Source organism: Pseudoalteromonas sp. APC 3224 (assembly GCF_030407535.1).
GTDB lineage: Bacteria > Pseudomonadota > Gammaproteobacteria > Enterobacterales > Alteromonadaceae > Pseudoalteromonas.
The window spans coordinates 40,148-62,803 of sequence record NZ_JASDDF010000001.1; the positions used below are offsets into that span (position 1 = coordinate 40,148).

The 22,656-nt window shown below is 40.4% G+C and carries 16 protein-coding genes; 8 read left to right on the forward strand and 8 right to left on the reverse strand.

What is annotated here, in order from left to right; all coding sequences use genetic code 11:
* Positions 1–143: 143 nt before the first annotated feature.
* From QL989_RS00150 to QL989_RS00175, 6 genes are all read right to left on the reverse strand, one after another.
* Positions 144–2,675, reverse strand: a complete 2,532-nt coding sequence (locus QL989_RS00150; RefSeq protein WP_290167278.1) for a TonB-dependent receptor — start codon at positions 2,673–2,675, stop codon at positions 144–146.
* Positions 2,676–2,966: 291 nt separating this feature from the next.
* Positions 2,967–3,812 (reverse strand): DUF4198 domain-containing protein, encoded by an 846-nt coding sequence (locus QL989_RS00155; protein WP_290167280.1) that lies wholly within the window; start codon positions 3,810–3,812, stop codon positions 2,967–2,969.
* A 34-nt stretch (positions 3,813–3,846) separates the two neighbouring features.
* The gene (locus tag QL989_RS00160; RefSeq protein WP_138608633.1) at positions 3,847–4,353 is read right to left on the reverse strand and encodes a DUF2271 domain-containing protein; all 507 of its coding nucleotides are present in this window, start codon (positions 4,351–4,353) and stop codon (positions 3,847–3,849) included.
* Positions 4,353–4,985 (reverse strand): PepSY-associated TM helix domain-containing protein, encoded by a 633-nt coding sequence (locus tag QL989_RS00165; RefSeq protein ID WP_290167497.1) that lies wholly within the window; start codon positions 4,983–4,985, stop codon positions 4,353–4,355. The genes QL989_RS00160 and QL989_RS00165 overlap by 1 nt, the downstream gene beginning before the upstream one ends.
* A gap of 102 nt (positions 4,986–5,087) precedes the next feature.
* Positions 5,088–5,483 carry a YbaN family protein gene (locus QL989_RS00170; RefSeq protein ID WP_290167282.1) on the reverse strand — a complete coding sequence of 132 codons (396 nt, stop codon included), beginning with the start codon at positions 5,481–5,483 and terminating at the stop codon, positions 5,088–5,090.
* A gap of 138 nt (positions 5,484–5,621) precedes the next feature.
* Entirely contained in the window at positions 5,622–6,104 is a 483-nt protein-coding gene (locus QL989_RS00175; protein WP_008112832.1) for a MarR family transcriptional regulator, read from the reverse strand.
* A 395-nt stretch (positions 6,105–6,499) separates the two neighbouring features.
* Here QL989_RS00175 and QL989_RS00180 point away from each other — a divergent pair, with 395 nt between their 5' ends.
* From QL989_RS00180 to QL989_RS00195, 4 genes are all read left to right on the forward strand, one after another.
* Positions 6,500–7,354 (forward strand): D-hexose-6-phosphate mutarotase, encoded by an 855-nt coding sequence (locus tag QL989_RS00180; RefSeq protein ID WP_198522156.1) that lies wholly within the window; start codon positions 6,500–6,502, stop codon positions 7,352–7,354.
* Positions 7,355–7,359: 5 nt separating this feature from the next.
* Positions 7,360–7,905, forward strand: coding sequence for a PH domain-containing protein (locus QL989_RS00185; RefSeq protein ID WP_290167499.1), 546 nt, complete (start codon positions 7,360–7,362; stop codon positions 7,903–7,905).
* On the forward strand, positions 7,868–9,445 hold the full coding sequence (locus tag QL989_RS00190) for a PH domain-containing protein (protein WP_290167286.1): 1,578 nt from the start codon (positions 7,868–7,870) through the stop codon (positions 9,443–9,445). The genes QL989_RS00185 and QL989_RS00190 overlap by 38 nt, the downstream gene beginning before the upstream one ends.
* Positions 9,446–9,597: 152 nt before the next feature.
* Positions 9,598–12,411: a hypothetical protein gene (locus tag QL989_RS00195; RefSeq protein ID WP_290167288.1), complete on the forward strand. Its 2,814-nt coding sequence runs from the start codon at positions 9,598–9,600 to the stop codon at positions 12,409–12,411.
* Positions 12,412–12,469: 58 nt separating this feature from the next.
* Here the strand turns inward: QL989_RS00195 and QL989_RS00200 are convergent, their stop codons facing one another.
* Positions 12,470–13,603, reverse strand: a complete 1,134-nt coding sequence (locus QL989_RS00200) for a PepSY-associated TM helix domain-containing protein (RefSeq protein ID WP_290167290.1) — start codon at positions 13,601–13,603, stop codon at positions 12,470–12,472.
* A gap of 271 nt (positions 13,604–13,874) precedes the next feature.
* On the opposite strand from QL989_RS00200, the gene QL989_RS00205 reads away from it, so the two are divergent.
* Both QL989_RS00205 and QL989_RS00210 read left to right on the forward strand, forming a co-directional pair.
* Positions 13,875–14,489: a PQ-loop repeat-containing protein gene (locus tag QL989_RS00205; RefSeq protein ID WP_290167292.1), complete on the forward strand. Its 615-nt coding sequence runs from the start codon at positions 13,875–13,877 to the stop codon at positions 14,487–14,489.
* A 65-nt stretch (positions 14,490–14,554) separates the two neighbouring features.
* Positions 14,555–15,343, forward strand: coding sequence for a PhzF family phenazine biosynthesis protein (locus QL989_RS00210; RefSeq protein WP_290167295.1), 789 nt, complete (start codon positions 14,555–14,557; stop codon positions 15,341–15,343).
* A gap of 51 nt (positions 15,344–15,394) precedes the next feature.
* Here QL989_RS00210 and QL989_RS00215 read toward each other — a convergent pair whose 3' ends face one another.
* Positions 15,395–17,905 (reverse strand): zinc-dependent metalloprotease, encoded by a 2,511-nt coding sequence (locus QL989_RS00215; protein ID WP_290167296.1) that lies wholly within the window; start codon positions 17,903–17,905, stop codon positions 15,395–15,397.
* A 290-nt stretch (positions 17,906–18,195) separates the two neighbouring features.
* Between QL989_RS00215 and QL989_RS00220 the strand changes: the two genes are divergently transcribed.
* Both QL989_RS00220 and QL989_RS00225 read left to right on the forward strand, forming a co-directional pair.
* The gene (locus tag QL989_RS00220; protein WP_290167298.1) at positions 18,196–19,374 is read left to right on the forward strand and encodes an efflux RND transporter periplasmic adaptor subunit; all 1,179 of its coding nucleotides are present in this window, start codon (positions 18,196–18,198) and stop codon (positions 19,372–19,374) included.
* Positions 19,375–19,387: 13 nt separating this feature from the next.
* Positions 19,388–22,519 (forward strand): efflux RND transporter permease subunit, encoded by a 3,132-nt coding sequence (locus QL989_RS00225; protein WP_138608653.1) that lies wholly within the window; start codon positions 19,388–19,390, stop codon positions 22,517–22,519.
* Positions 22,520–22,656 lie beyond the last annotated feature (137 nt).

The following is a 22,656-nucleotide window of genomic DNA, read 5'->3' on the forward strand; positions in this document are numbered from 1 at the left end:
AAATTTAAGTATTTTTTTTATAATAAATTTAGTTTTTTGCTAAAAATTAAAAGACTAATTAGTGGTTAAAATTACTAACTATTAATAAAAAGGATGCATAGCGCATCCTTTTTTGTTTTAACGACTGGTTTTAATTATACAAATTAAAAGCTGTAAGTAATGTTACCGTATAAAAAGCGACCATCTAAACTGTATGGTGCATACGGTGTGTATGGAAATATTTGGCTAAAGGTAGAGTAACCAATATTATCGACCGTGGCTTGCGGGTATTGGTCAAATAAGTTGTTGGCACCGAGTGCAAATTTCCACTCATCGTTAGGGCGATACGCAACTTCTAAATCGGTTATCCATTTAGCGTCTAGGTATTCATCGCGATCGGCGGTAGTAGAAATATCGGCAACTTCACCATAACGTGTTGCACGCAAAGTTGTTTGCCATTCGTTAAAGTTCCACACTGCCGACAGATTCAGTTTGTTGTCTGGAGTACCTTCTTCAAAACGACCTACTTCACGGCGTGCAAATACAACATAGTCGTCACCTAATGAGTTTAATTGTTCAGGATTATCGTCAACGTGTGTTACTTCGGTGTCGTTAAAGTTAGCTGCCGCGTTTAATCGCACGTCGCCAAAGTTATCTAACTGTAGTAGGTAAGTTGCAACAATGTCTACGCCTTGCGTGCGTGAGTCGATTGCGTTGGTAAAGTAGCGTACGCTTTCGGTATTTAACTCACCAGCATCCGTTAAAATTTGTTGTACTGCGGCACCGCTTAAGTTTTCAGAGAGCACAATACGGTCATCAATATCAATGCGGTACGCATCAACCGTTAAACTAAAGTTACCTTGGGTATAAACAAATCCAGCGGTAACATTAACCGAGTCTTCGGCATCAAGCTGTTTTGCACCTAATGCTTGCGCTGCAGGGGCTGAGCTTGGAAATAAGCCAACTTCAAAAGGCTGGTTATTTTCAAGAATAGTCGATATTTGACGGTACGAGCTTTGTGCAAGTGACGGCGCACGAAACCCAGTACTGGCAGCACCACGTAATGATAGGTTGTCGGTAATACTGTAACGCGTGGCTAATTTTGAAGTAAATGTGTTACCAAAGTCGCTGTAATCTTCGTAGCGGCTAGCTAAAACCATGTTCCAGTTGTCGGTTAGGTAGGTGTCAAACTCAACAAATAGTGCAACGTTATGGCGGCTTTCATCGGTTACGCTTTCTGGACCAAAACCCGAAAGTACTTGTGCGCCACCGGCAGCAATTGGATTGCCATTGCTATCAAGTGCAGTAATGTAAGAGGATTCTTCACCTTGTTCTATTTTATAGCTTTCGTGGCGGTATTCAGCACCTAGAGTAAAAAATACGTCGTCAGGTAACCCTAAATCAAGGGTTGTGCTTGCATCACCATTGACTATAAATTGGTCATAAACTAGTGCGCCGTTATCAAATTCGGTGGGGCTGGTAGCACCTAAAGACGTATTTAAGCTATTTACAACATCAAATGCAAAGTCGTTGCGGCCATAGTTGGTACTTACATCCCATGTCCAGTCACCTGTTCCACCTTCTAGGCCTAGGGCAAATGAGTAGTCTTCAACATCGGTTTCAATTTGCGGTAAAAAACCATCTGGGTAGAGTGCTAATACGTTACGGCTGTCTTGTGCACGGCGGTAAAAACCACCTGAGTTACCTTCTCGTTTTGAGTAGCTACCAAATGAATACAGGTTTAGGCTGTTATCTAGCTCGTAACCCATATTGTAAAATAAAGCATAATCTTCAAGGTCTGCTTTACCAAAACGATGGTTGTAACGGTCAATAGTAAATTCGCGCGGGTCTAGGCTGCCATCGTCAAGGCGGCTGTATTGCTCACGCGGATCAAAACCAGAGCGTTGTGTTGGGCTGTTATCGCGGTATTCAATCGATACATTTACAAAGCCGCTGTCTGATAATGCAAATCCAGAGTTAGCGCTAATAGTGCGTGTTGCGCCATCGCTAATTTCACGGTCATCACCTAGGTTAAATGCAAGATCGCCGTTTGCATCTGCGTAGGTGCTTTCTAAGTTCGGTGCGCCCGCCATTTGTGTATCGTATTCACCATAGGTTACGCTTACACTGCCGCCTTCAGAGGCGTCTTTTAAAACAATATTAATCACCCCGGCAATGGCATCTGAGCCGTATTGCGCTGCGGCACCATCGCGTAGTACTTCTACGCGCTTAATGGCTGATGTAGGGATCATGTTTAAATCTACCGCGGTAGAGCCTCTGCCTACAACACCTGCTAAGTTTAAAAGCGCACCAGAGTGACGACGTTTACCATTTATAAGCACTAAAGTGTGATCGGGCGCTAAGCCGCGCAGTACAGCAGGTTTTGCGTGATCTGTTCCATCACCTAAAGTGGCGCTTGGAAAGTTAAAGCTGGGTACTTGGTTAGCAAGAACCTGGCTGACTTCAAGTTGACCTGTGCTTGCCATGTCGCTGCTAGTAATAATATCTACTGGCACTGAGCTTTGTGCAATACTTCGCAAACTACGGCGAGTACCAGTTACTGAGATTACTTCGATGTTCTCTTGTGCTTGGGTATCTTGTTCTGCTGCATTAGCTGTAACGAAAGAGCTGCTAAGTGCAGAGGCTACGGCCAAGCTAAGTGCTAATTTATTGGCTGATAAACGCTTAAAAGTCATGAATGTTCCTTAAGAACGTCGTTGTTTTGGTGAGTTTGAAAAAGGAGCGAATCATATAGAAGCGCTCAACTACGTGCAAAGATAAAAACCATCTATGTTATTCACGTTTTTAATAAGTAAGGCCACTGTTTACGTACGTTATAGACGATTAGATCGTTACTGTTGCAATCTTGTAGCGAATGGTGACGAAATCAATAAAAGTAAAAGAGAGATTGCAAAAAAAGTGATAGGCAGAAAAAAGCCAAGTTAAAAACTTGGCTTAAAAATACGTTTAAATAAGTCCCTAAATAATTACTCAGGGGCTACTTCAAGCGTTGTAAATAAAGCATAACGACCCGAATCTACGCCTTTTTCCTTCACATCAACTTCGGTTGCGGTTTCTATTAAATAAACACCAGGTGCGTTCCATGTTGTTGTAAAAAAGCCGTTTTTATCGGTGGTTACTTTTACTTCGCCACGTTCGTTACGGTAGCGAGTATCGCCTCTTAAAATATTAACTTCAATGCCTTCGCCTGCTGGTTTTCCGTCTTGTAGTAATTGAAAACGTGCTTGCTCACCAACAAATAAGTCATTTGGGTGTGTAGGGCCACTTAGCTCTAAGCCTAAACCTAACAGGGCTGGCTTAGATGTACCGTTGCGGCTTACAAAGGTATCTACTGTTGAAATAACTTTAGTGGTGCGCACGCCTTGAGCGCTGCTAGGTAATTTAGCATCTGTTTTTTTACCAAATACACGTTTGCGTTTACCCTCTTCGTCCTTATAGAAGGTCATGTACATTGGCTTTTGCGTCATAGCAATGTGGTAAGTGCCTTCTTCTTTGAGGCTTACTGCTGCTGAGCTCTTGCGCTTTAAGTAATAAGCACGAATGGTTTCAGATACTTTCTCGCCGTTTGGTGCAAGTGCTATTAATAATGTGTCGTCGTACTCTGCGCCTTTTTCTTTTGGCTTAAAGGCTTTATCAGGTGCAAACATTTCGTTAGAAATACTTGCGTCAATCATAACGTAATGCGCTTTATCGCCAGAAAGCGAAGTGTGCGAAGGTAGTAACCAACGGGCATGTGCGCTTGCCGCTGTTGAGACTAGCGCCGATAAACTCAGTGCGCCTATTAATGCAATTTTTGATAAATTAACGTTCATTATTTTTCCTTTAAATTTGAATGATAAGTAGGGGCTACCTAGCGCTTACAGTGATAAAGCTGGTTGTAAATTCGTTTTTACCTTCAATAGTTATTTTCTCTGATTGAGTTAAATCAAGCTCAATACGGCTGTAATCACGGCCACCTTCTTCGCGCACAACTTCAATATTAAGTAGGTATTTACCGGGCGTTACAGGGTTACCGTTTAGATCGTTGCCATCCCAACTAATTGTATATGTGCCGGCACGCTTGGTTGCGCCGCTGACACCATCAAACTGAGCATTACTTTTACCGGCTTTGCGCCACCATTGGCGTAGGTCTTTAAACCATTCCGCTTTTTGTACCCAAAGCGCTAATGTTGTGACGTGTTTACGCTCTGGCGTTTCCAGCCATACAGCAACATAAGGTCGGTGGTAAGGTTGCACGTTTAAATCGGCGAGGGTTAATTCAACTTCTAACCTTGACGATTGTGCATGAGCATTAATTTGAAATAGCGCGGCGACTAACAGCGTGATGCTTAGCCATGGTTTAACTTTAAACATTAAGACACTCCTTTTATTTGTGGCACCCAACACAGGTAAATAACGATAGGTGTTGCTACACCTAATGCGGTTATCCATATTCCTGCTAAGCGTTTTTTTCTATTTTGAAATAAAATAATCATGCCGGTGATGGCAAATAGGATCATCAGCACTGCTGATATATCAATAACCCAGCTCCATACTTCACCGCTGTAACGACCTTTATGTAGGTCGCCAATTACACTTAAAAACCCCCCAGTTTGATAATCGAGTAACAATTCGCCACTAATAAAATCAAATTCTGCGTAGGCGTAGCCTGCTGGTAATGGATAGTCGAGCATGACCAGTGAATCTTGCTTTTCCCATTCAATGCTTTTTACTTTATTCAGCCCATATTGCTTGGCTAGGTAAGCTTCTATTTGGGGGTAAATAGCAGGTAGGGTGTTTAATTGTGTTTGTGCTTTTGTAAGTAGTTTAGCTGGAATTGCAGCGGTAATTTGGCCGTTGTTTTTATCGTTTTTTAACCAGTCAACGTGGTTTAGCACTATGCCGCTTACACAAAATAAAATAAGTAGAAAAAACAAAGCGGTAGAAATATAGATATGTAAAGCACGACTCGTACTATATAAAGCGCGTTTATTAACAAAGGGCATAAAAGGTGCAAATTTAATTAATTTGTACGGATGATAATGATTTGCATTAGCTGTTACAAATTTATTTACCAAACTTTACACTTTATTTTGCTTATACAGACCCTAGTTTTTAGGTGGAGTTGAGGGCTTAGAAATTAAGTAAGTTAAAACCAGCACTTCAACCACAGCAACTAGGGCAATAACCCAAGCTGGAGGGCTGCTGTATAATAAAAATATAAAGCCTATTAGCATACCTAGACCCGCAGCATATTTTGCCTTTACAGGAACTACTTGATGAGCGCGCCAATGTTGTAATGTTGTCCCAAAGCGAGGGTGTTTTAATAGCCAAGATTCAAGCGCGCTAGATGAGCGAGCAAAACAGGCTAAGGCTAAAATTAAAAACGGCGTGGTTGGCATAACGGGTAGGGCAACACCAATAATGCCGAGTAATACACACAGTAACCCCAGCAATTTAAAGCCGATATTTTTATAATAAATAAAAACGTTTTTTATGTTCACGCCAGCTCTATTTAATAAATTAAACGGTAAAAGGTAAGTTAATTACAGGATAAAATGAAGCTTAAATGGCTTAGTTACATGTTATCAACTAAGTCATTTAAGGCGATAAAAGGGGTTTTATTATTCTTATACTGCGTTTTATTCTTTAGGAGTTTGAAACAGTGCGCCGACTTCTAAAAGCGGTGAAGCGTCTAGCTTATCAGCATCCATCATTGCGGCAATACGTTGCATTGATGAAAGGAGTAAACTCTGTTCCCATTCAGCAAGTGCTGAAAATTTTTCGATAAAATGCTCTTGTAATGGCTGAGGTGCTTTTTCGAGTAGTTCCTTACCTTGTTCGGTAAGGTATAAGCTGACTCGGCGCTTATCCATTTGACTGCGTACACGTGTTACTAAGTTTTTGCTCTCTATTCGGTCAAGAATATTAGTAACCGTTGCTGGGCTTAAGTTGACGTTTTGCGCAATACGGCTGGCGGTAATACCATCTGTTTGAGACACTTCCTGCATGATAAGCAGTTGTGGCCCTGTTAAACCCGCTGTTTTATTAAGTTGCTTTGAATGTAAGTCAATCGCACGGATCACCTTGCGTAAAGAAACTAGTAACTCGTCATATTTTTGCATTTGTTTGTCTCATGGAAGGCGAATGATTTGCCGTAATCATGAAATGTTACACATCAAATAAATTGAATTCAAATGATATATGTTATTTATGCCAGCTATTATTAGTTTTTATTGACTTTTATTAATTTGATCAGTAATTAAAATAGCATTTATTATCTTTATTTTATTAAATGCTTATAACATTCTATTTGTGAACCTTCCCTAGGTTGAAAGGCAGAATTGTAAAGCTTTAGTCGTAATTTTACCGTTGATTTTGCATAAGAATATAGTAACTAACTCAATTTAAATAACTATTCTATGTAGCTTATGCTTTAAGCATGCATTATTGTTTGTGTACAAGTAACCTGAACTCAGGTTAAGTATTAAAAATTAGTCTCAGTGTTAAAGGAAATAAAATGCAATTATCACCCTCAGTATGTATTGAGCGTACACATAGCGGTTTAGAATTTATTAGTATTAATAGTCGCCAATGTGAGGCGAAAATATTTTTACAAGGTGGGCAAATAACTGAGTTTACACCCAAAGGTAAATTGCCATTATTGTGGGTGTCTGGGGATGAAACCTTTAGCGAAGGGAAAAGTATTCGCGGCGGCATTCCTATTTGCTGGCCTTGGTTTGGTCAACATGAAAATACAGACTTCCCAGCTCATGGCTTTGCTCGCACACTCGTATGGCAAGCTGATGAAGTGCATGAAACCGAGGACGAAGTTACGGTTAGCCTAAAATTACCCATGAGGCAGGTAGACTCTACCTTTTGGCCGCATCAATCTTCTTTACGGGTTGAGTTTATTTTATCTGAGCAATTAGAGGTGCGTTTAACCACCTCTAATTTAGGCAATGTACCATTTAGCTATACACAAGCGCTGCATACTTACTTTCCAACACAAGATATTAAGAATACCCGTGTGACAGGCCTGCAAGGGGCAAAATATATAGAGTTTGGTCAAGGGCCTCATCAGCAACATGATGTGGTCGACTTTTCCCGTGAAACCGATATGGTTTATACCCAAGCCGCAGCAGTTCAAACAATTGATACTCCTCAAGGGATGATCAGTGTTAGCAGAGAAAACTCGCAGTCGTGCGTACTATGGAATCCATGGATTGAAAAATCAAAGCGGCTATCAAATTTTGCCGATGATGATTATAAAAGCATGTTATGCCTAGAAGCTGCGAATGTGCTTGAAGATGCGGTTACGCTTGAGCCAAAACAAAGTCATACCTTAGTGACAACAATAAAGTGGCTTGGCTAAGTCCAATGGAGCAAAGTGTGTTTACTAATCAACAAATAACCGATCTACCGCAACATAAAAGCATAGTGTTTGAGCCGCTTGCCGATAAAGCGTTATTGCATGCACAATTGAATTGGTTGTTATTTTTCATTCCTTTTTGCTTAGTGCTAGCGGTTGTTTGTTATTTTAATACAGATTTTGCTGCCATGGCGCAAGGTTACTTATTGGTTGCTGTTCCGCTATTAATTTTACTTTGTATGCTATACAGCGTGTTCAGTATTAAATTACAAGGCAGTGCATTGCGTACCCACGATATAGCATTTAAAAAGGGTATTATTTGGCAGCAGGTAACTATTTTACCGTTAGCACGAGTGCAGCATATTGAAATACATCGTGGGCCAATAGAGCGAAAACTGGGTTTAGCCAGTTTAAGGCTTTACAGCGCAGGGGGGATGAGTGCTGATTTACAAATTAGCGGTCTGACCCACGAAAAGTGCAAAAATATCCGTCAATTTGTACAAAGCTATCGCCACGATGAAACCGCAAGCGAGGCTACTGCCAGTGAGTGTTGATGCTACGCAAATGACGCCACCTTCACTTAATTGGCAAAAAGTCTCGCCCTGGGCATTGGCTTATTTTGTGATGCATTTTAGTGTTCGCTTTGTCAAAGACGGCTTATTTAATTTACTGCCTGTGTTAGTGGTATTTGTTACCCAGGTAGAAAATAAACTATTTTGGGGGCAAGTTGCGCTCGCGATTGCTTTGACTTCATTGCTTGCTTATTGTTTTTTGTATTACCGTAGTTTTCGTTTTTGTATTACTGACGAGCATGAAATTTTACTAAATAAAGGCGTATTTAAAAAAGAGCGACTCACCTTAAAGTTTTCTCGAGTGCAAAATGTAAACATAGCTGAGCCCTTTTATTTTACTCCAGTAGGTTTAGTTAATTGCATTTTTGATGCTGCCGGCAGTGTTGCCCAAGAAGCGGTATTGCCGGGAGTAACCAGCGGTTATGCCCAGCAAATGCGCAAGCAAGTATTTGACTACAAAGCACAGCAGCAACCATCAGCAGAAGTAGCTGACACAGCGCAGTCTCATATTGAAGAGCAGGACGAAAATAGTTTATTCATTTCAAATAAAGAAATAGCTAAGTTTGGTTTAATGTCGAACATGGCCATTTTAGCGCTTGCCGCTATTGCCCCTTTTATGAATGTGGCAATCGATTTTTTAGAGCAGCAGTTTATAACAAAAATAGAGGGTTTTTATCAGCAAGAGCTGGGTATGATGGCTAATGCAGCGGTATTTGCAGTAATTACTTTGATTTTTGTATTGGTATTTATAGCGGTGTTTTTATCGGTGACTATGTCGCTCATTCGGTTCTATAATTATCAGCTTTATTTTAAAAATAAAAAATTTAAACGTATTGCAGGGCTGTTAGAACGCCATCAACTATCAATTAGTTTAGATAAAGTACAATCGATTGTTATTAAGCAAAACCTAATTGCTAGGCTATTGAAACGTTTTACTGTTGAGTGTTTGCAAGCCAGCAGTGGTGGCGCTGCAAGTATGGCGAAAAAGAATAAACAAACCTTAGTGTTACCTGTGCTCACGCAGGAGCAAGTTGATAATGTGTGTCAGTGGATTTATCCGTGGTTTGACAGTAAAAAGCTGGCATTTAAAGCAGTAGAAAGGGCGTTGTTATATAAAAATATGCTGTTTTATGCCTTGCTACCGGGCGTAGCTTCTGGGTTTTTAGTTAGCTTTATGCAACTTAATATATTAATTTCACTAGCATTATTTTTGGTATTAGCCGCGTTAGTGTTTTTATCATATAAACGTTATGGGTATTACCTTCATCAACAAGATGGGCGTTTTTATATGGTGGTGCGCAAAGGTATGATTGGCGTGCATTACCGAGTATTTGAGCTGTACAAAGCACAAAGCGCTCGCAGTGTGAGCACCTTTTTTATGCGTCGTTCTGGCTTAAAAAGCCTGTATATACAACTTGCTGCAGGCGGTGCGTATGTCCCATATTTAAAACAGCAAGATGCTGACTTCATTATAGATTTTACACTGATGCAGGCTGAGTCAGATCCTCGTAGTTGGATGTAACTTCCCTTGTTGAAAATAACTAAAGTTCAGGTTAAATAATAAAGCAGGTGTAAATACACATTTGCACATGCTTTATTACACTTTTTTACTGCCCGTTTTTCCCTTTTAATAATACCCTAAGCATTATTAAAAGCACTATTTAAGGGATTATTGTGAAAAAGTCACTCATTGCATCAGCCTTATTACTGGCTGCACCAAGCTTCGCAGCCAATTGGCAAACCATTCATACTGAGCATTTTAATGTTCACTTTAGCAGTGAGCATACTGATTTTGCTAAATCGACTGCTGTGGAGCTGGAGATTGTCCGTACTAAAGTGCTTGAGCAACAAAACCGTGCCCTTGATAAAATCGTCGATGTGGTGGTATTTGATCCTTTAAATGCAGCTAATGGCTTTGCCTTACCAACCTCTAATAATCCTGTTATGGCGCTTTTTACTACGCCACCACAATCGGACACAGTAATCTCAAACTCATCGGGCTGGCAGCAATTACTAGTGCTGCACGAGTACATTCACTTAGTTCATTTAGCGCAGCCGACTCGCAGCGAGTGGCAACAAAAAATTAGAGGGGTATGGGATCTTTACGATTTAACCTATGGTGACACACCGCGCTGGGTAGCTGAAGGATACGCCACCTTAATTGAGTCTAAAATGACAGGGCGAGGGCGGCTCTTTGATAACTATTCTGAGGCAATACTCAGGGAGTTTGCTCAGCAAGGAGCGCTTCCGACCTATGGGCAACTAAATAGTGATGAAGGCTTTATGGCGGGCTCCATGGCGTATTTAATGGGAAGTCGGTTTTTATACTGGCTAGAGCAAAATTACTCAGAGCAGCTGGTTGATAATGTATGGGTTCGTATGCGAGCGGTTAAGTCTCGAGATTTTGATGATGCATTTTCTGGTGTATTCGGGCAAAGCGCTGCCAAGCTATATCGTCGATTCATTGCTGAGTACACTTATAAAGCAATGCAACAAGAGCAAACCGAGTCACCACTTAATAGCAAGCTTTGGTTAAAGCTTGATTTATACGCTAGCAACCCCGTTCTTTCAGATGATGGCAGCAAAATTGCCATAGTGGAGCGTGATAAAAAAAGTAATACCAAGCTCATAATTTATAGCACTGAAGACAACACTAAAGCGCAACAGCAATTTATTAAAGCACAAAAGCAATTACTTGAGGATGATGCTAAGGATATTCCTGATACTGCGCCGAGTGTATTTAAGCGCGAACAAAAACAAATATTAAATCAAATAAATCGTGCAGGTATTGCTAATCCTCAGTGGGTAGGCAACAACACACTTTATTTTAATGCCTACAGTAGTGAAGAATCGGGAACTTATAACAAAGTGTCTGACATTTTTAGCTACAACATAGACACTGGTAACATTAAACAACTCACTGAATTGGCTGGTATTCGTCGTTTTAGTGTTACCCGTGATGGTGAAACACTTTACGGTGAGCAAATGAGAGCTGGGTATTCTGAATTAGTAAAAGTCGATCTTAATACGCAAGCAATCACGCCATTTTTTACCAAGAGCTTAAAAACAACGTATGATTACCCGACTCTGAACCCCGATGAAACAAAATTAGCTTACTTATCAGCATCATTAAACGAAAATTGGCAATTGTATATACAAGATTTAAACGGTGATGCCAGACGGTCAATCCCAATGCCTAACGGGTATCAATATTTAAGCCAGCCGAGCTTTAGTCAAAATGGGGAATCTATCTATTTTGTTGCTGGCTTAAATAATAAGACTGATATTTATAATTATAATATAAAAAATAACACCCTCACCCGCTTAACTAACGGGCAAGAAGCGCTCGCATACCCGATTGAGGCTGAAGATGGCTCACTACTTTATTTCTCTATTAATGCCGATGGCCCTGATGTAAAAACGCTAACAACAAAAAACCACACAGCCGTGACGGATCTCGCTGTAAACAGTGAAGCTCCATTGTTGATGGTAAATAAGCATACTCTGCCACCGGCAAAAATATATACCGATGAGACAGCAGAGCAAAGCGATTACGCAGTACTTGATCAGCAAGCGACGTTTGCCTTGGGATCACAGTATTATTCAGCGTCAACCAGTTTGCTAAGCGTAGGTATAAAAAGTAGCGACTTATTAAAGCAACTTGATTTACAAGCGGGTTATAACATTGATTTGCATGACGGTGCATTACATGGAGGCTTTGTACAAGCAAAATACAATGCGTTAAATACAAAGTTTAAGCTTGCGCTATTTGATTATAATTTGGGTACATCACATCAATATCAATCTAGCTTAAACGCTGATATTGACGCCCGAGGTGGTTTTGTTGCAATAAGCCATCCATTGAAATTTGGCCAGCTTCAGTTAACCCCAGAGCTTGCTTATAACTATACAGATTATAAAAATAGCCATAAAAATTGGACACGGTTGAGTATTGCTCAGCAATGGCAACATGACCGCCAAGCATTTGCCATAGGGCAGAGTATTTATGCCAGTATTTATGATGGGCGGAATCATAATAGTCATTGGCAAGGTTATGACTTGGCAACAAAAGTATTTGGTAAAGCATTTAATATTCCCATGTTTGTGAGCTTTGAACAAAAACATCGAGACGATAGTAATTTAGCTTTAGGAGGGTTTAGCTCTAACCTGATTAATCAGCAACAAAGTAGCGAGTTTGTGCTTGCTGCTGAATTGCCTTTTTACAGTGCAACTGCAGAGCGCTATCAAGGTTATGGCGGTGGCATTAGCTTTAAAGAAGGCATGCCCTGGCTTTACTATAAGCAACATCAATTAGACAACAGCGTTTATGCACAAAGTTATGGCTTAAAATACCAAGGTGATTTTAGCTTCGGAATGGGGCCTGCGGGCGTAAACGATTTAACCTTTAATGCTGGACTGTCGCGTGTTGAAGGCGACAGCTTTGAAGATGAAATGCGCGCGTGGTTAAGCTTTTACTATTCATTGTAAAAGCTTATTTAGCTAAGTTACTATCTCAAGTTAGTAACTTAGCTGAGCATTAATACTGTCAAGCGTTAGCGCTTTTTCGCTGCATTACACGATTTCTTTGTGATTGCTTTTTACGTTTACGGCGTGTAAGCCATAAATAAAAGCCTGTACCAGCGAGCCATACAGGGCTAAGGCCAACAATACACCAAAGTATTTTACTGATAAGCCCAGCAAAATAGCCAAAGTGTAGTTTTCTAAAGCTATCAATTACTTGCCAACCAACTCCGGTTTCACGAATATCCCAGTTAGCCATGTGTTCACCTGTTTGCTTATTGTAGGTTATGGTATTGGCGTATTCACTGGTAAGTGGATTACTGGTATTTACTTCGCCATAAAGAGTAATATTTTCATCAGGCTCTCGCGGGAAAACTAAAAAAGTAGTGTTAAAAGTGGGTATTTGCAGCTTACTATCATTAAGAATGCGCTCAAAAGAAATGTCGTCACTATATAATTTATTTGTAATAGTGTAGTGCTCTTCTTCTGCGTGTTCTATTACTTCGTGATACCACACAGCGCCATTAAAATAGCCACCGGTAATCGCTAAAACGATAAGGATAGGTGAACCTAATACTCCAGTCATTTTATGAATGTCGCTTAGTACTATCTGCAAAGTTGCTCGCCAGCGTACGCTAAATAGTCGCTGCCAAAATTTGCGGTAAATAATTAAGCCAGTAATACCTAAAGTTAATAAAAATAGAGCAAAAAAGAAGCCTAATACGGTACCCGTTTGCCCTGGTAAGCTTTTTAAGTCGTTAAGTAAAAAAGTATAATGAAGCTCTAAAAACCAGTCAGTAAAATAATGAGTGGTACTTACTGGTTCTGATAAAATCTCTCCTGTGTATTGGTCTAAATGCAACTTAAACCAATCTTCAGTTCCACGCTTAACCAAATAAAGCCGGTCAGCGGTGCTGTTATTAAAAAGCTCCCAGCTTCCTACTACATATTCAGGAAAGGCTGCTTCGGCTTTATTTATTAATGAGTCCATAGGCAAACGTGCAGCTTGTTGCTGTACCACAAAGTGTTTATCTGGCATCAGTAGGCCATCAATTTCACTTTTAAACACTAAAACACTGCCAGTAATGCTAATAACAATTAACGGAATAATGGCAATTAGCGCCAACCAACTATGAACTTTAAACAGTGTTTTTCTCATTACTTAGGCTTGCATGTTAATATATAGATATGCGCATGATAACAGTTATCATTTGTGTTGCAATTATAAAAGGGTGAGACTGTGAAGTTTTAGTAACGGTTTTTGTATACTCAGGTTGCCATTGGGGAAAATGAAAGTTGGTGTGAAGCTTGTATAAAAGCTAGCCAGTCCTACAATGCGCGCACATAAATAAAGCCTTTAAAAACAAATGTTTAAAAAATGTTTTATTTCTTCCTTTTCATTAACAACAATGTAACGAGCGAGGTTTGCTTTGGCGTATTATTTGCCTATTTTGTCAGTATTTATTTTGGTTTTTAGTTTTTTACCGTTACTCAATAAAATTATAAAAAACCGCAGTGTATCAGGTGTATCACTGTTAATGATGACATTTGGTTTAGCGCAAAGTGTGTACTTTATTAGCTACAATCTTTACTTTGCTCGCTTTTATATTGCTTTGCCGTTTTTTGCGACAGGTTTATTAAGTGGTTTAATTTTATACTTTTTTGCACGTTATAATGCCGCTAAACGTCAGAAGCTGCAGTTACTTGGCATGCTTAGCTTTTCGTTATTACCTTTTTTGTTGCTGTTAAACCCTAACCTAGATACCGCCACTGTGCTAAATGGCTTAACCTATGTGGGCTTAATTATGAGTTCAGTACGGGTTATGCCACAAACCTATAAAACACTGCGCACAGGGAATATTAGTAACCTTAGTGCGCGCTATTTTAGTTTGCAATTTATAGCAGGTATCTGTGGTTTGTTTGCAGAGCTAGCCATGCCAGTGCAAAGTACTTCGCATATATTAATGTTTGTTATGATATTACTGACTAATGCGCTGCAATTTGCGTGTATGCAGTATTATCGCGTACGTCCTGTGTTGGCATAAAATTATAGTGACCGTTAATTTCATTTGTGGCACTTTGAGTGACCAATAAATAAAAAGTGCCCACTATGAAATTAACTATCCATCAAATCGATGCGTTCAGCAGTGAACTGTTTAAAGGTAATTATGCTGCCGTGATCCCACTAGAGTCTTGGCTTAGTGATGATCTTATGCTGAATATAGCTTCGGAAAACAACGTGTCTGAAACCGCTTTTACTTGTCAGTCGGCAGATGGAAGCTTTGCGATACGTTGGTTTTCGCCGTTAATGGAAATTGATTTTTGCGGCCATGCTACTTTGGCTGCGGCCTATGTGCTTTGTGAGCAACATAGTATATCGCAGGTGCGCTTTAGCGCAGAGGCGGTGGGCAAACTGATTGTTAATAAAAATAACGATGGCAGCTTTGCTATGACCTTTCCTAAACAAGCCCCTGAAGAGGTTCGGCTTATCCCTGATGCTTTATTAGCTGGCCTGTCTATACAACCTATTAAAGTGCTGAAAAACCGCCAAGCTTATTTTGCTATTTATGATAATGAGCAGCAGGTTGTAGATCTGAAAACAACCAATGAACAACTAAAAAAATTAGCCCCATTAGATGTGGTTGCAACAGCACCGAGTGTTGAGTATGACTTTATTTCTCGTTATTTTTGGCCTGCCAGTGGGGGTGATGAAGACTTTGTGACCGGTTCAATTCATACCGGGCTTGCCCCTTATTGGGCAGAACAATTTGGCAAACATTCTTTAAATGCTTATCAGGCTTCACAACGGGGTGGGAAGTTACATTGTGAAGTGGGCAGTACAAAAGTGACATTAACGGGTCATGCGGTAAGATACCTAAAAGGTACTATTTACCTTTGAATTAGTGTAAAAAAGCCACGTAAAACGTGGCCTTGATTTGCGCAGTGTTATTTACGCTTCTAGCGCTTTGCTAATTAAGCGGTCGATATACTTTTTATGTGCTTTGGTTGCGGTATCAGCGCCCCATGCAACATCTTGATTGGCTATTTGAGTTAGCTGATATAGCGCGGCTGTTTTCGCTAAGTTATCGTATTTACTTGCTTTTTCTAAGCCTGCAATTGCAATAAGCTGATTTACGTATTCAATCTGTAAATTATGACTGATCGAATTAGCATTTTTACTATCAACAAAAATACTTGCAGTTAAATCCCCCATAAATTGCGTAAGGCTGTATTCATTACCATATAAAGCGGTATCTGAAATACGCAGTAACACAGCAGGATGCAGTAATTGCGCTAATACACCTTTTTGCATGCCTAAAATCATTTTATGCGGTTTAGGGTCTTCGTTTTTACCGTAATGATTAAACCCACGACGCTGTTGCTGCATAAAGTTATACAAAGGCTGCATACTTTGCAGTACATTTGGAGCAAACACATACTCAGCTAAAATAGCCATTGCTTGAGTTTGACGCTCAAGTGGCACCGGTGTAAAAGGCTTTGCTGCATTTTCATCGCCCACTACGGCACGCTCTACATAAACCCCTCCAATTTGACGAGATACCACACCTGCCTGCGCACGGTATTGGCCAAATAGGCTGTTAGCAGAAGTAACAAGCTGTTGGTAAGACTCGCCTTTTACTGTAGCTTTGTCTTTAAGTTCTGAAAATAGTGTATTGATCAGGGCCATTCTATCTGCACCATAAGCTGCAGGGTTAGACGATAAATCGCCAATCATCACGCGAGGGTCTATGTGGCGACCTGGTGCACGCATATCGTCGGCATCGTTACCAAAGGCCAGTGCATGTTCGCTTGAGCGAGCGAGTATTTTATCAAGACGAGCTTGTTCTGCTGCTTCATCTTTAAGTGCTGCGCTGTAGCCGTAGTTTATTGCCCAATCATCGTATGGACCGGGTTTAGTTTGGAAGATATCGCCTTGAGTTACACCCGTTGGCGCTATATTTGCTGGCGCATAGTCCATTACTGAGCCGGTCACTATACCTTGAGTTTTACTTTTGTCGTGAACTTCTTTCTCATCCCACAAAATAGAAGATTTCATGTTGTGATTAAGACCTAGAGTATGCCCTACTTCATGTAAAACCAACTGAGTTAAACCTTGGCGTAACATTTCAGTATCTTCAATATCAGCGCCATTTGCTAAGCCTTTTGCAAGTATTAGGTTTTGTTGTAATTCATGACCTAAAGAACAATTAAGCTCAGTGTTGCTTCCTGGTTGTGTATGGCTCATAGTGCCTTGAGTATAAAGCGTATCGTATATCCAGCGGTTTTTCATAAATACAAACTCAAGCATAATGTCTGAGCCTAAAATTTCACCGGTTAGCGGGTTAGCTAATGCTGGTCCATATCCACCAAAAGGTGGCTTAGGCGATGAAGTCCAACGCAGTACATTATAGTTAATATCGCCGGCATCCCAATCGGCATCATCAGGTTGTACTTTTACTTCTATTGCATTTTTAAAGCCTGCCTTTTCAAATGAGCTATTCCAAGCAAGTACGGCGTCACGAACTGTATCTCGCCACTCAACAGGCGTAGTATTTTCTATCCACCAGGTAATCGGCTTTACTGGCTCTGAAAGTGCTGCGTTTGGATCTTTCTTTTGTAGGTCCCAGCGCTTTATTACATCTTGGTATGGTGCCCAGTCAGTTGATGTCATTTTATCAAACTGATTGGTGAAATAACCAATGCGCGCATCATCAAGGCGAGGTTGATAACTATTTTTAGGTAAAGCCACAAATGAATGCTGTACTTTTACTGACACGCTTCGTGGATCGCTTATCGCACCTGAGCCTCGAACGGTTGGGCTACTATTAGTAAAAACATAATCAACCACCAGATCTAGGTTGTTAGGGTATGGGCGCTGTTTGATGATACGTGATTTTTTATCATCTAATTTACCTACTTTAAAACGCTTTTTAGCATTTTTATCGTTCGGATTAGGTGTTGGCGATACTTTATGCAGGGCTTCACTTAAAAATAGCTTGTTAACATTAAAGGCTATTTTACCCTCTTCTTGCTTTTCTATTTTTATACTTGCAAGTACTGCTTCGCTAATGTTTGCCTCGCTGGCTTTAGCTAGCGCACTATTTTCGTTAAATAAGTAGCGCGGGGTTTTGCTAATAATATCGATACGATCAAAGTATTTTCTAAATTCGATTAACTTTGTTTCACGGTACGCGCCACGAAAGTGGCCCGCATCAGTCGCGCCGTCAATGGTGTGTGCAAAATAAACAAAAGGAGTATCGAGTTGTGACTCGTTAATTACCATTAGGTGGTCGCCGGTTTTTTTATCTTGGTAAAGATTAAAAATGCCAACAAATTCGGTTTGGCCTTCAATCATTTCACTTAATGTTTGTGGCTCTTTTTCTTCTTTTTTTTCGGCAGCGACAGTATAGCTACTGCCAAGCGCTATACTAAGCGCCAAGGTAAGTGCGGTTAATTTCATAGTTTGTCTTTTGTAGTTGTTAATATGATTTTACTGTACGGTGTGTCATGCGGTTTCGCACAGCATCTTTGCTAAATACTAACTCAAAGTATTTAGCTTTATGATTTATAATGGTAAAAATTTGTAACAATACATTTATAGAGCGAATCCACGAGGCTTTCTAAGGGTTTATACTTTATCGAGCAAGACCTTGCCTATACTTTTTTGTAACAGTTGCTTACAAATGTCACGTTAATGTTTCATTAAGCTTTGGTATCATGGTGCTAATAGTAATTTGGGAGTAAAAAAAGATGCAAGGTAATGTACTTAGGTGGATTTTTCCGTTCGTAGCATTGGCATTAGGTGTGGCCGGTTTTGCTGCAATTAATGCGATTGCAAAAGAGTCAGATAAAAAAGAAGTCATAGACACCCGTCCAACGGTCCAGGTTGAAGCCGTTTCCGCAAATAATCATCAAGTTATTATTAATAGTTATGGTGAAGTGCAGCCGCTTGAAAATACCCAGCTTTCAGCTCAAGTATCCGGTGAGGTAGTTAGCTGGCATCCGAGCTTTGTAGCAGGTGGGATTGTGGGTCGCGGTGAAACCCTATTTACAATTGAAAAAGATAACTACGAAGCCGCAGTTTTGCAAGCCGAGGCTGAACTTGCCCGCGCGCAAGCGATGTTAATTGAAGAGCAAGCGCAAGCTAAAGTTGCAGAAGATGAAGCAAAACGTTTCCCAAATAAAGCGCGTACAGATTTATTTTTACGTAAACCACAAGTGTTGAGTGCGCAGGCCGCTGTTAAATCGGCGCAAGCTGCATTAAAAAGGGCACAACGCGATTTAGATAATTGCGAAGTGAGCGCACCATATGATGCACTAGTGGTGAGTCGTAATGTAGGTGTTGGTCAGTTTGTCACTATGGGCGCTCAAGTTGCCGAGCTGAATAATATTGAAACGGCCGAGGTGATTATTCCTATTGCAGGCTTTGATAGTGTGTTTTTACCTGAACGCGTTAAAGGGGTAAAGGCAACTGTTATTAAAACAGGATTAAATGGGTTTACTCGCCAAGCAGCGATAGATCGCGACTTAGGGATTGTAGATAACGCGACCCGTATGAGTAGTCTAGTGATTCGAATTGAAGACCCTTATGGGCTTACTAACCAGCAACCTGCAATTAAATTTGGCACCTATGTACAAGTAAACTTTGCCGGTACTATGCTCAATAATATTTATCGTTTACCGCAAGAGTTAGTAAATAACCAAACTGTATGGATAGTTAATGATGAGCAGCAATTAGAGCCACGCAAGGTGAAAGTAATTCGTGAAGAAGGTGAATACTTCTATATCAGTGATGGCTTAGAAGCCAACGACAAGCTTGTTACTACCTTACCAGAATATCCACAAAAAGGGATGGCAGTAAAGGTAGCTAGTTTGACAGAGACTAAAAGTACGGATGCAGCAGACAATGCATCTGCTGAAAAGCTTTAAGGTAGGGTGAGTTATGAATAACACAGAGCAACCCAATACCAGTAAACAAACAGGGTTAATTGCTTATTTTGCTAACAACTCTGTTGCTGCCAATTTGATGATGTTTTTTATCATTGTCATGGGGCTTATAAGCTATTTTACTATTCAGCGACAAATGTTTCCGAATATAGAAGTTAACTATATTACGGTGAATGCAAACTACCCTGGGGCGTCGCCACAGGAAATTGAAGAAAGCATCTTAATAAAAGTTGAAGAGTCGTTAAAAGATATTACCGAAATTAAAAAAGGGGTGTATCGCGCATTTCGTAATGGCGGTTCTGCCACCCTTGAAATTAACACCGACGCAGAACTTACCGACGTTCTCGATAAAGTAAAACTGCGAGTTGATGGTATTGCGACTTTTCCTGCGGGAATGGAACCAGTCACCATTAGCCAAATAGAGTTTCGCCAAGATGTAATTGGTATGACATTAGTTGCCGACTTACCGTTAAATGAGCTTAAGCCAATAGCGAACCAGGTTGAAGACGAACTACTGCAGTTATCGAATGTATCTTTAGTGGTAAACGATGTGCCATTGGATGAAATTGCTATAGAAATAGAGCCAGACACACTTCGCCAATATAATTTAACTTTATCGGATGTAGCAAATGCGGTACGTCGCTATTCGGCTAATTTTTCAGCCGGACAACTAAAAACTGATGCTGGCGTTATTTCGGTTCGAGTAGAAAATCAGTTTTATTCTGGTGAAGAGTTTAGGCAAATTCCGGTAAAAATTGGCGCGAACGGTGCCAAAGTGTTGCTACAAGATATCGCTATTATCAAAGATCAGTTTGTTGAAGGTGAACGTTACTTTAAATTTAATGGCGAAAATGCGGTTTATTTATCGGTAAAAGCCACAGAAGATCAAAATATTATTCCGGTGGCTGATTCGGTTAAAGCGTATATTGATCAAAAAAATAAAGAACTGCCATTGGGTGTACGTATAGAGCCATTAATGGACTTTACTTATTACCTAAATGCGCGCTTAGACATGATGAAAGCTAATTTACTGCAAGGTGCAATTTTAGTTGCCCTTATGCTTTCGTTATTTTTACGTTTTAAGCTTGCACTGTGGGTAATGATTGGTTTACCAGTGTGCTTTTTAGGTGCGATGATGCTGATGCCATTATTTGGTATCACGATTAATATTGTGTCTTTATTTGCCTTTATTATGGTGCTGGGGATTGTGGTAGACGATGCCATAGTCATAGGTGAAAGTGCTTACACAGAAATAGAAAAAAAAGGCGGCGGTGTTGTTAATGTAGTTAATGGCGCTAAACGAGTGGCAACCCCTGCCACCTTTGGTGTACTAACAACCATTGCGGTATTTGCACCATTTACGCTTTCAAGCGGGCCTGAAAGTTCCTTTTTTATAGGTATTTCAGTGGTGGTAATATTATGCCTAATATTTAGCTTGATTGAATCTAAGCTGATATTACCGGCACACATTGCGCATACTCACTTTTCTCCTATTAACCCTGACGGTTGGCGAGCGCGCTTTAATAAGCGCTTTTTTGGTTTTGTAAATGGGCCGTATAGGCAGTTTATTGTTACTTGTATAAAGTGGCGTTGGACGGTGCTATTTAGTTTTGTTGCGCTATTAATTTTCACCTTTGCGTTAATATCGTCTAATCAGGTGAGAATGATCCCATCACCTAAAGTGCCGCATGACTTCCCGCAAATTAACCTTGAGATGAACGATAACGTATCAGACATCCAAACTATTAATGCTATTCGCCAAATCGAAGCAATGGTGCTTGAAATAGATAAGCAAACAGCGCGCGAAGAAGGGCAAAAAATGATTCGCGATGTATTGGTATTTAATCAAGGTCGTACAGAGGCGCAACTACTAGCGCCATTGGTTGATGAAGATTTACGCCCTTATAATGCTTTTGAGCTTTCGCGCCGCTGGCGTGAAGCTATGCCAAATATTGCAGGTGTTAAATCGTTAACTATTCAAGATGATGTTGGCGGTGGAGGCGGCGGTAGTGGCGGTGAGTTCGGCTATTTACTGTATGGCTCTGACATTGATACATTGAATGAAGCTGGGCGTCGCTTTATTGGATTACTGCAGCAACAAGAAGGCTTATTCGACATAAGCTCTACCATTGACCCTGCTAGCAAAGAAGTGCAAATGAGTTTAAAGCCAGTCGCCTTTGACTTGGGTTTAGATTTGGCCTCAATAGCTAATCAAGTCGGTGCGAGTTTTTATGGTGGCGAAGCACAACGTGTAATTCGCCGGGGTGAAGAAGTACGGGTGATGGTACGTTACCCTAAACTTACTCGCGAAGCGTTTTCATCACTTAAGCATGCGGTTATCACTACGCCACAAGGTAGGGAAGTGCTGCTAGGAGATGTGGTTGAGTTAACTGAAACCCCAGGTATTAGTTATATTCGTCGTGAAGGCGGCTATCGTACTGTTTATGTATATGGCAATATTGATGAGGAAGTGATTGAACCTGGAGAAGTGGTTAAGCAAGTAAAAGAAAACCTACTGCCACAATTACTAGATGAATACCCAAGCGTTAAGTCAGAACTCGGTGGCGCAATTGAAGAACAACAAGCTCAAGCTAATGAGCAGTTACTATTTTTTGCTGGCGGTATGATTTTAGTTTACATATTACTTGCCGTGCCGCTAAAAAGTTACTCTCAGCCATTAATTGTAATGTCGGTTATTCCATTTAGTTTAACGGGCGCAATATGGGGGCATTTTTGGTTTGGCTTAGACATTAGCTTAATGTCGGGCTTTGGTTTAATTGCCGCGGCTGGGGTAGTTATTAATGACTCATTAGTAATGACTGATTTCATTAATCAGGCGCGTCGAGCTGGTATCAGTATAAAAGATTCGGTTATTGAAGCAGGCTGTGCACGCTTTAGACCCATACTACTTACCTCAATTACTACCTTTGCTGGCGTATTACCGATTATGTTTGAAACTAGTTTACAAGCTAAATTTGTAATACCGATGGCGGTAGCACTTGGTTTTGCTGTTATGTTTGCAACACTAATCACCCTTATTTTGGTGCCGTGTTTGTATATTATTTTAACTGATATTGGGGCGCTAATTAAACGCCCGTTTGCAAGTAAAAAGGTGAGTGTGAGTTAATATCACACATATCATGCAGTTGAATAAAAAAGCCAACCGTTAAATCGGTTGGCTTTTTTTATTCTTGCAAATTTAAACTTAAGTACTGCTTTTAAACTTTGATTACATTCTTTTGTTTGATTGTTGCAACATTGCGA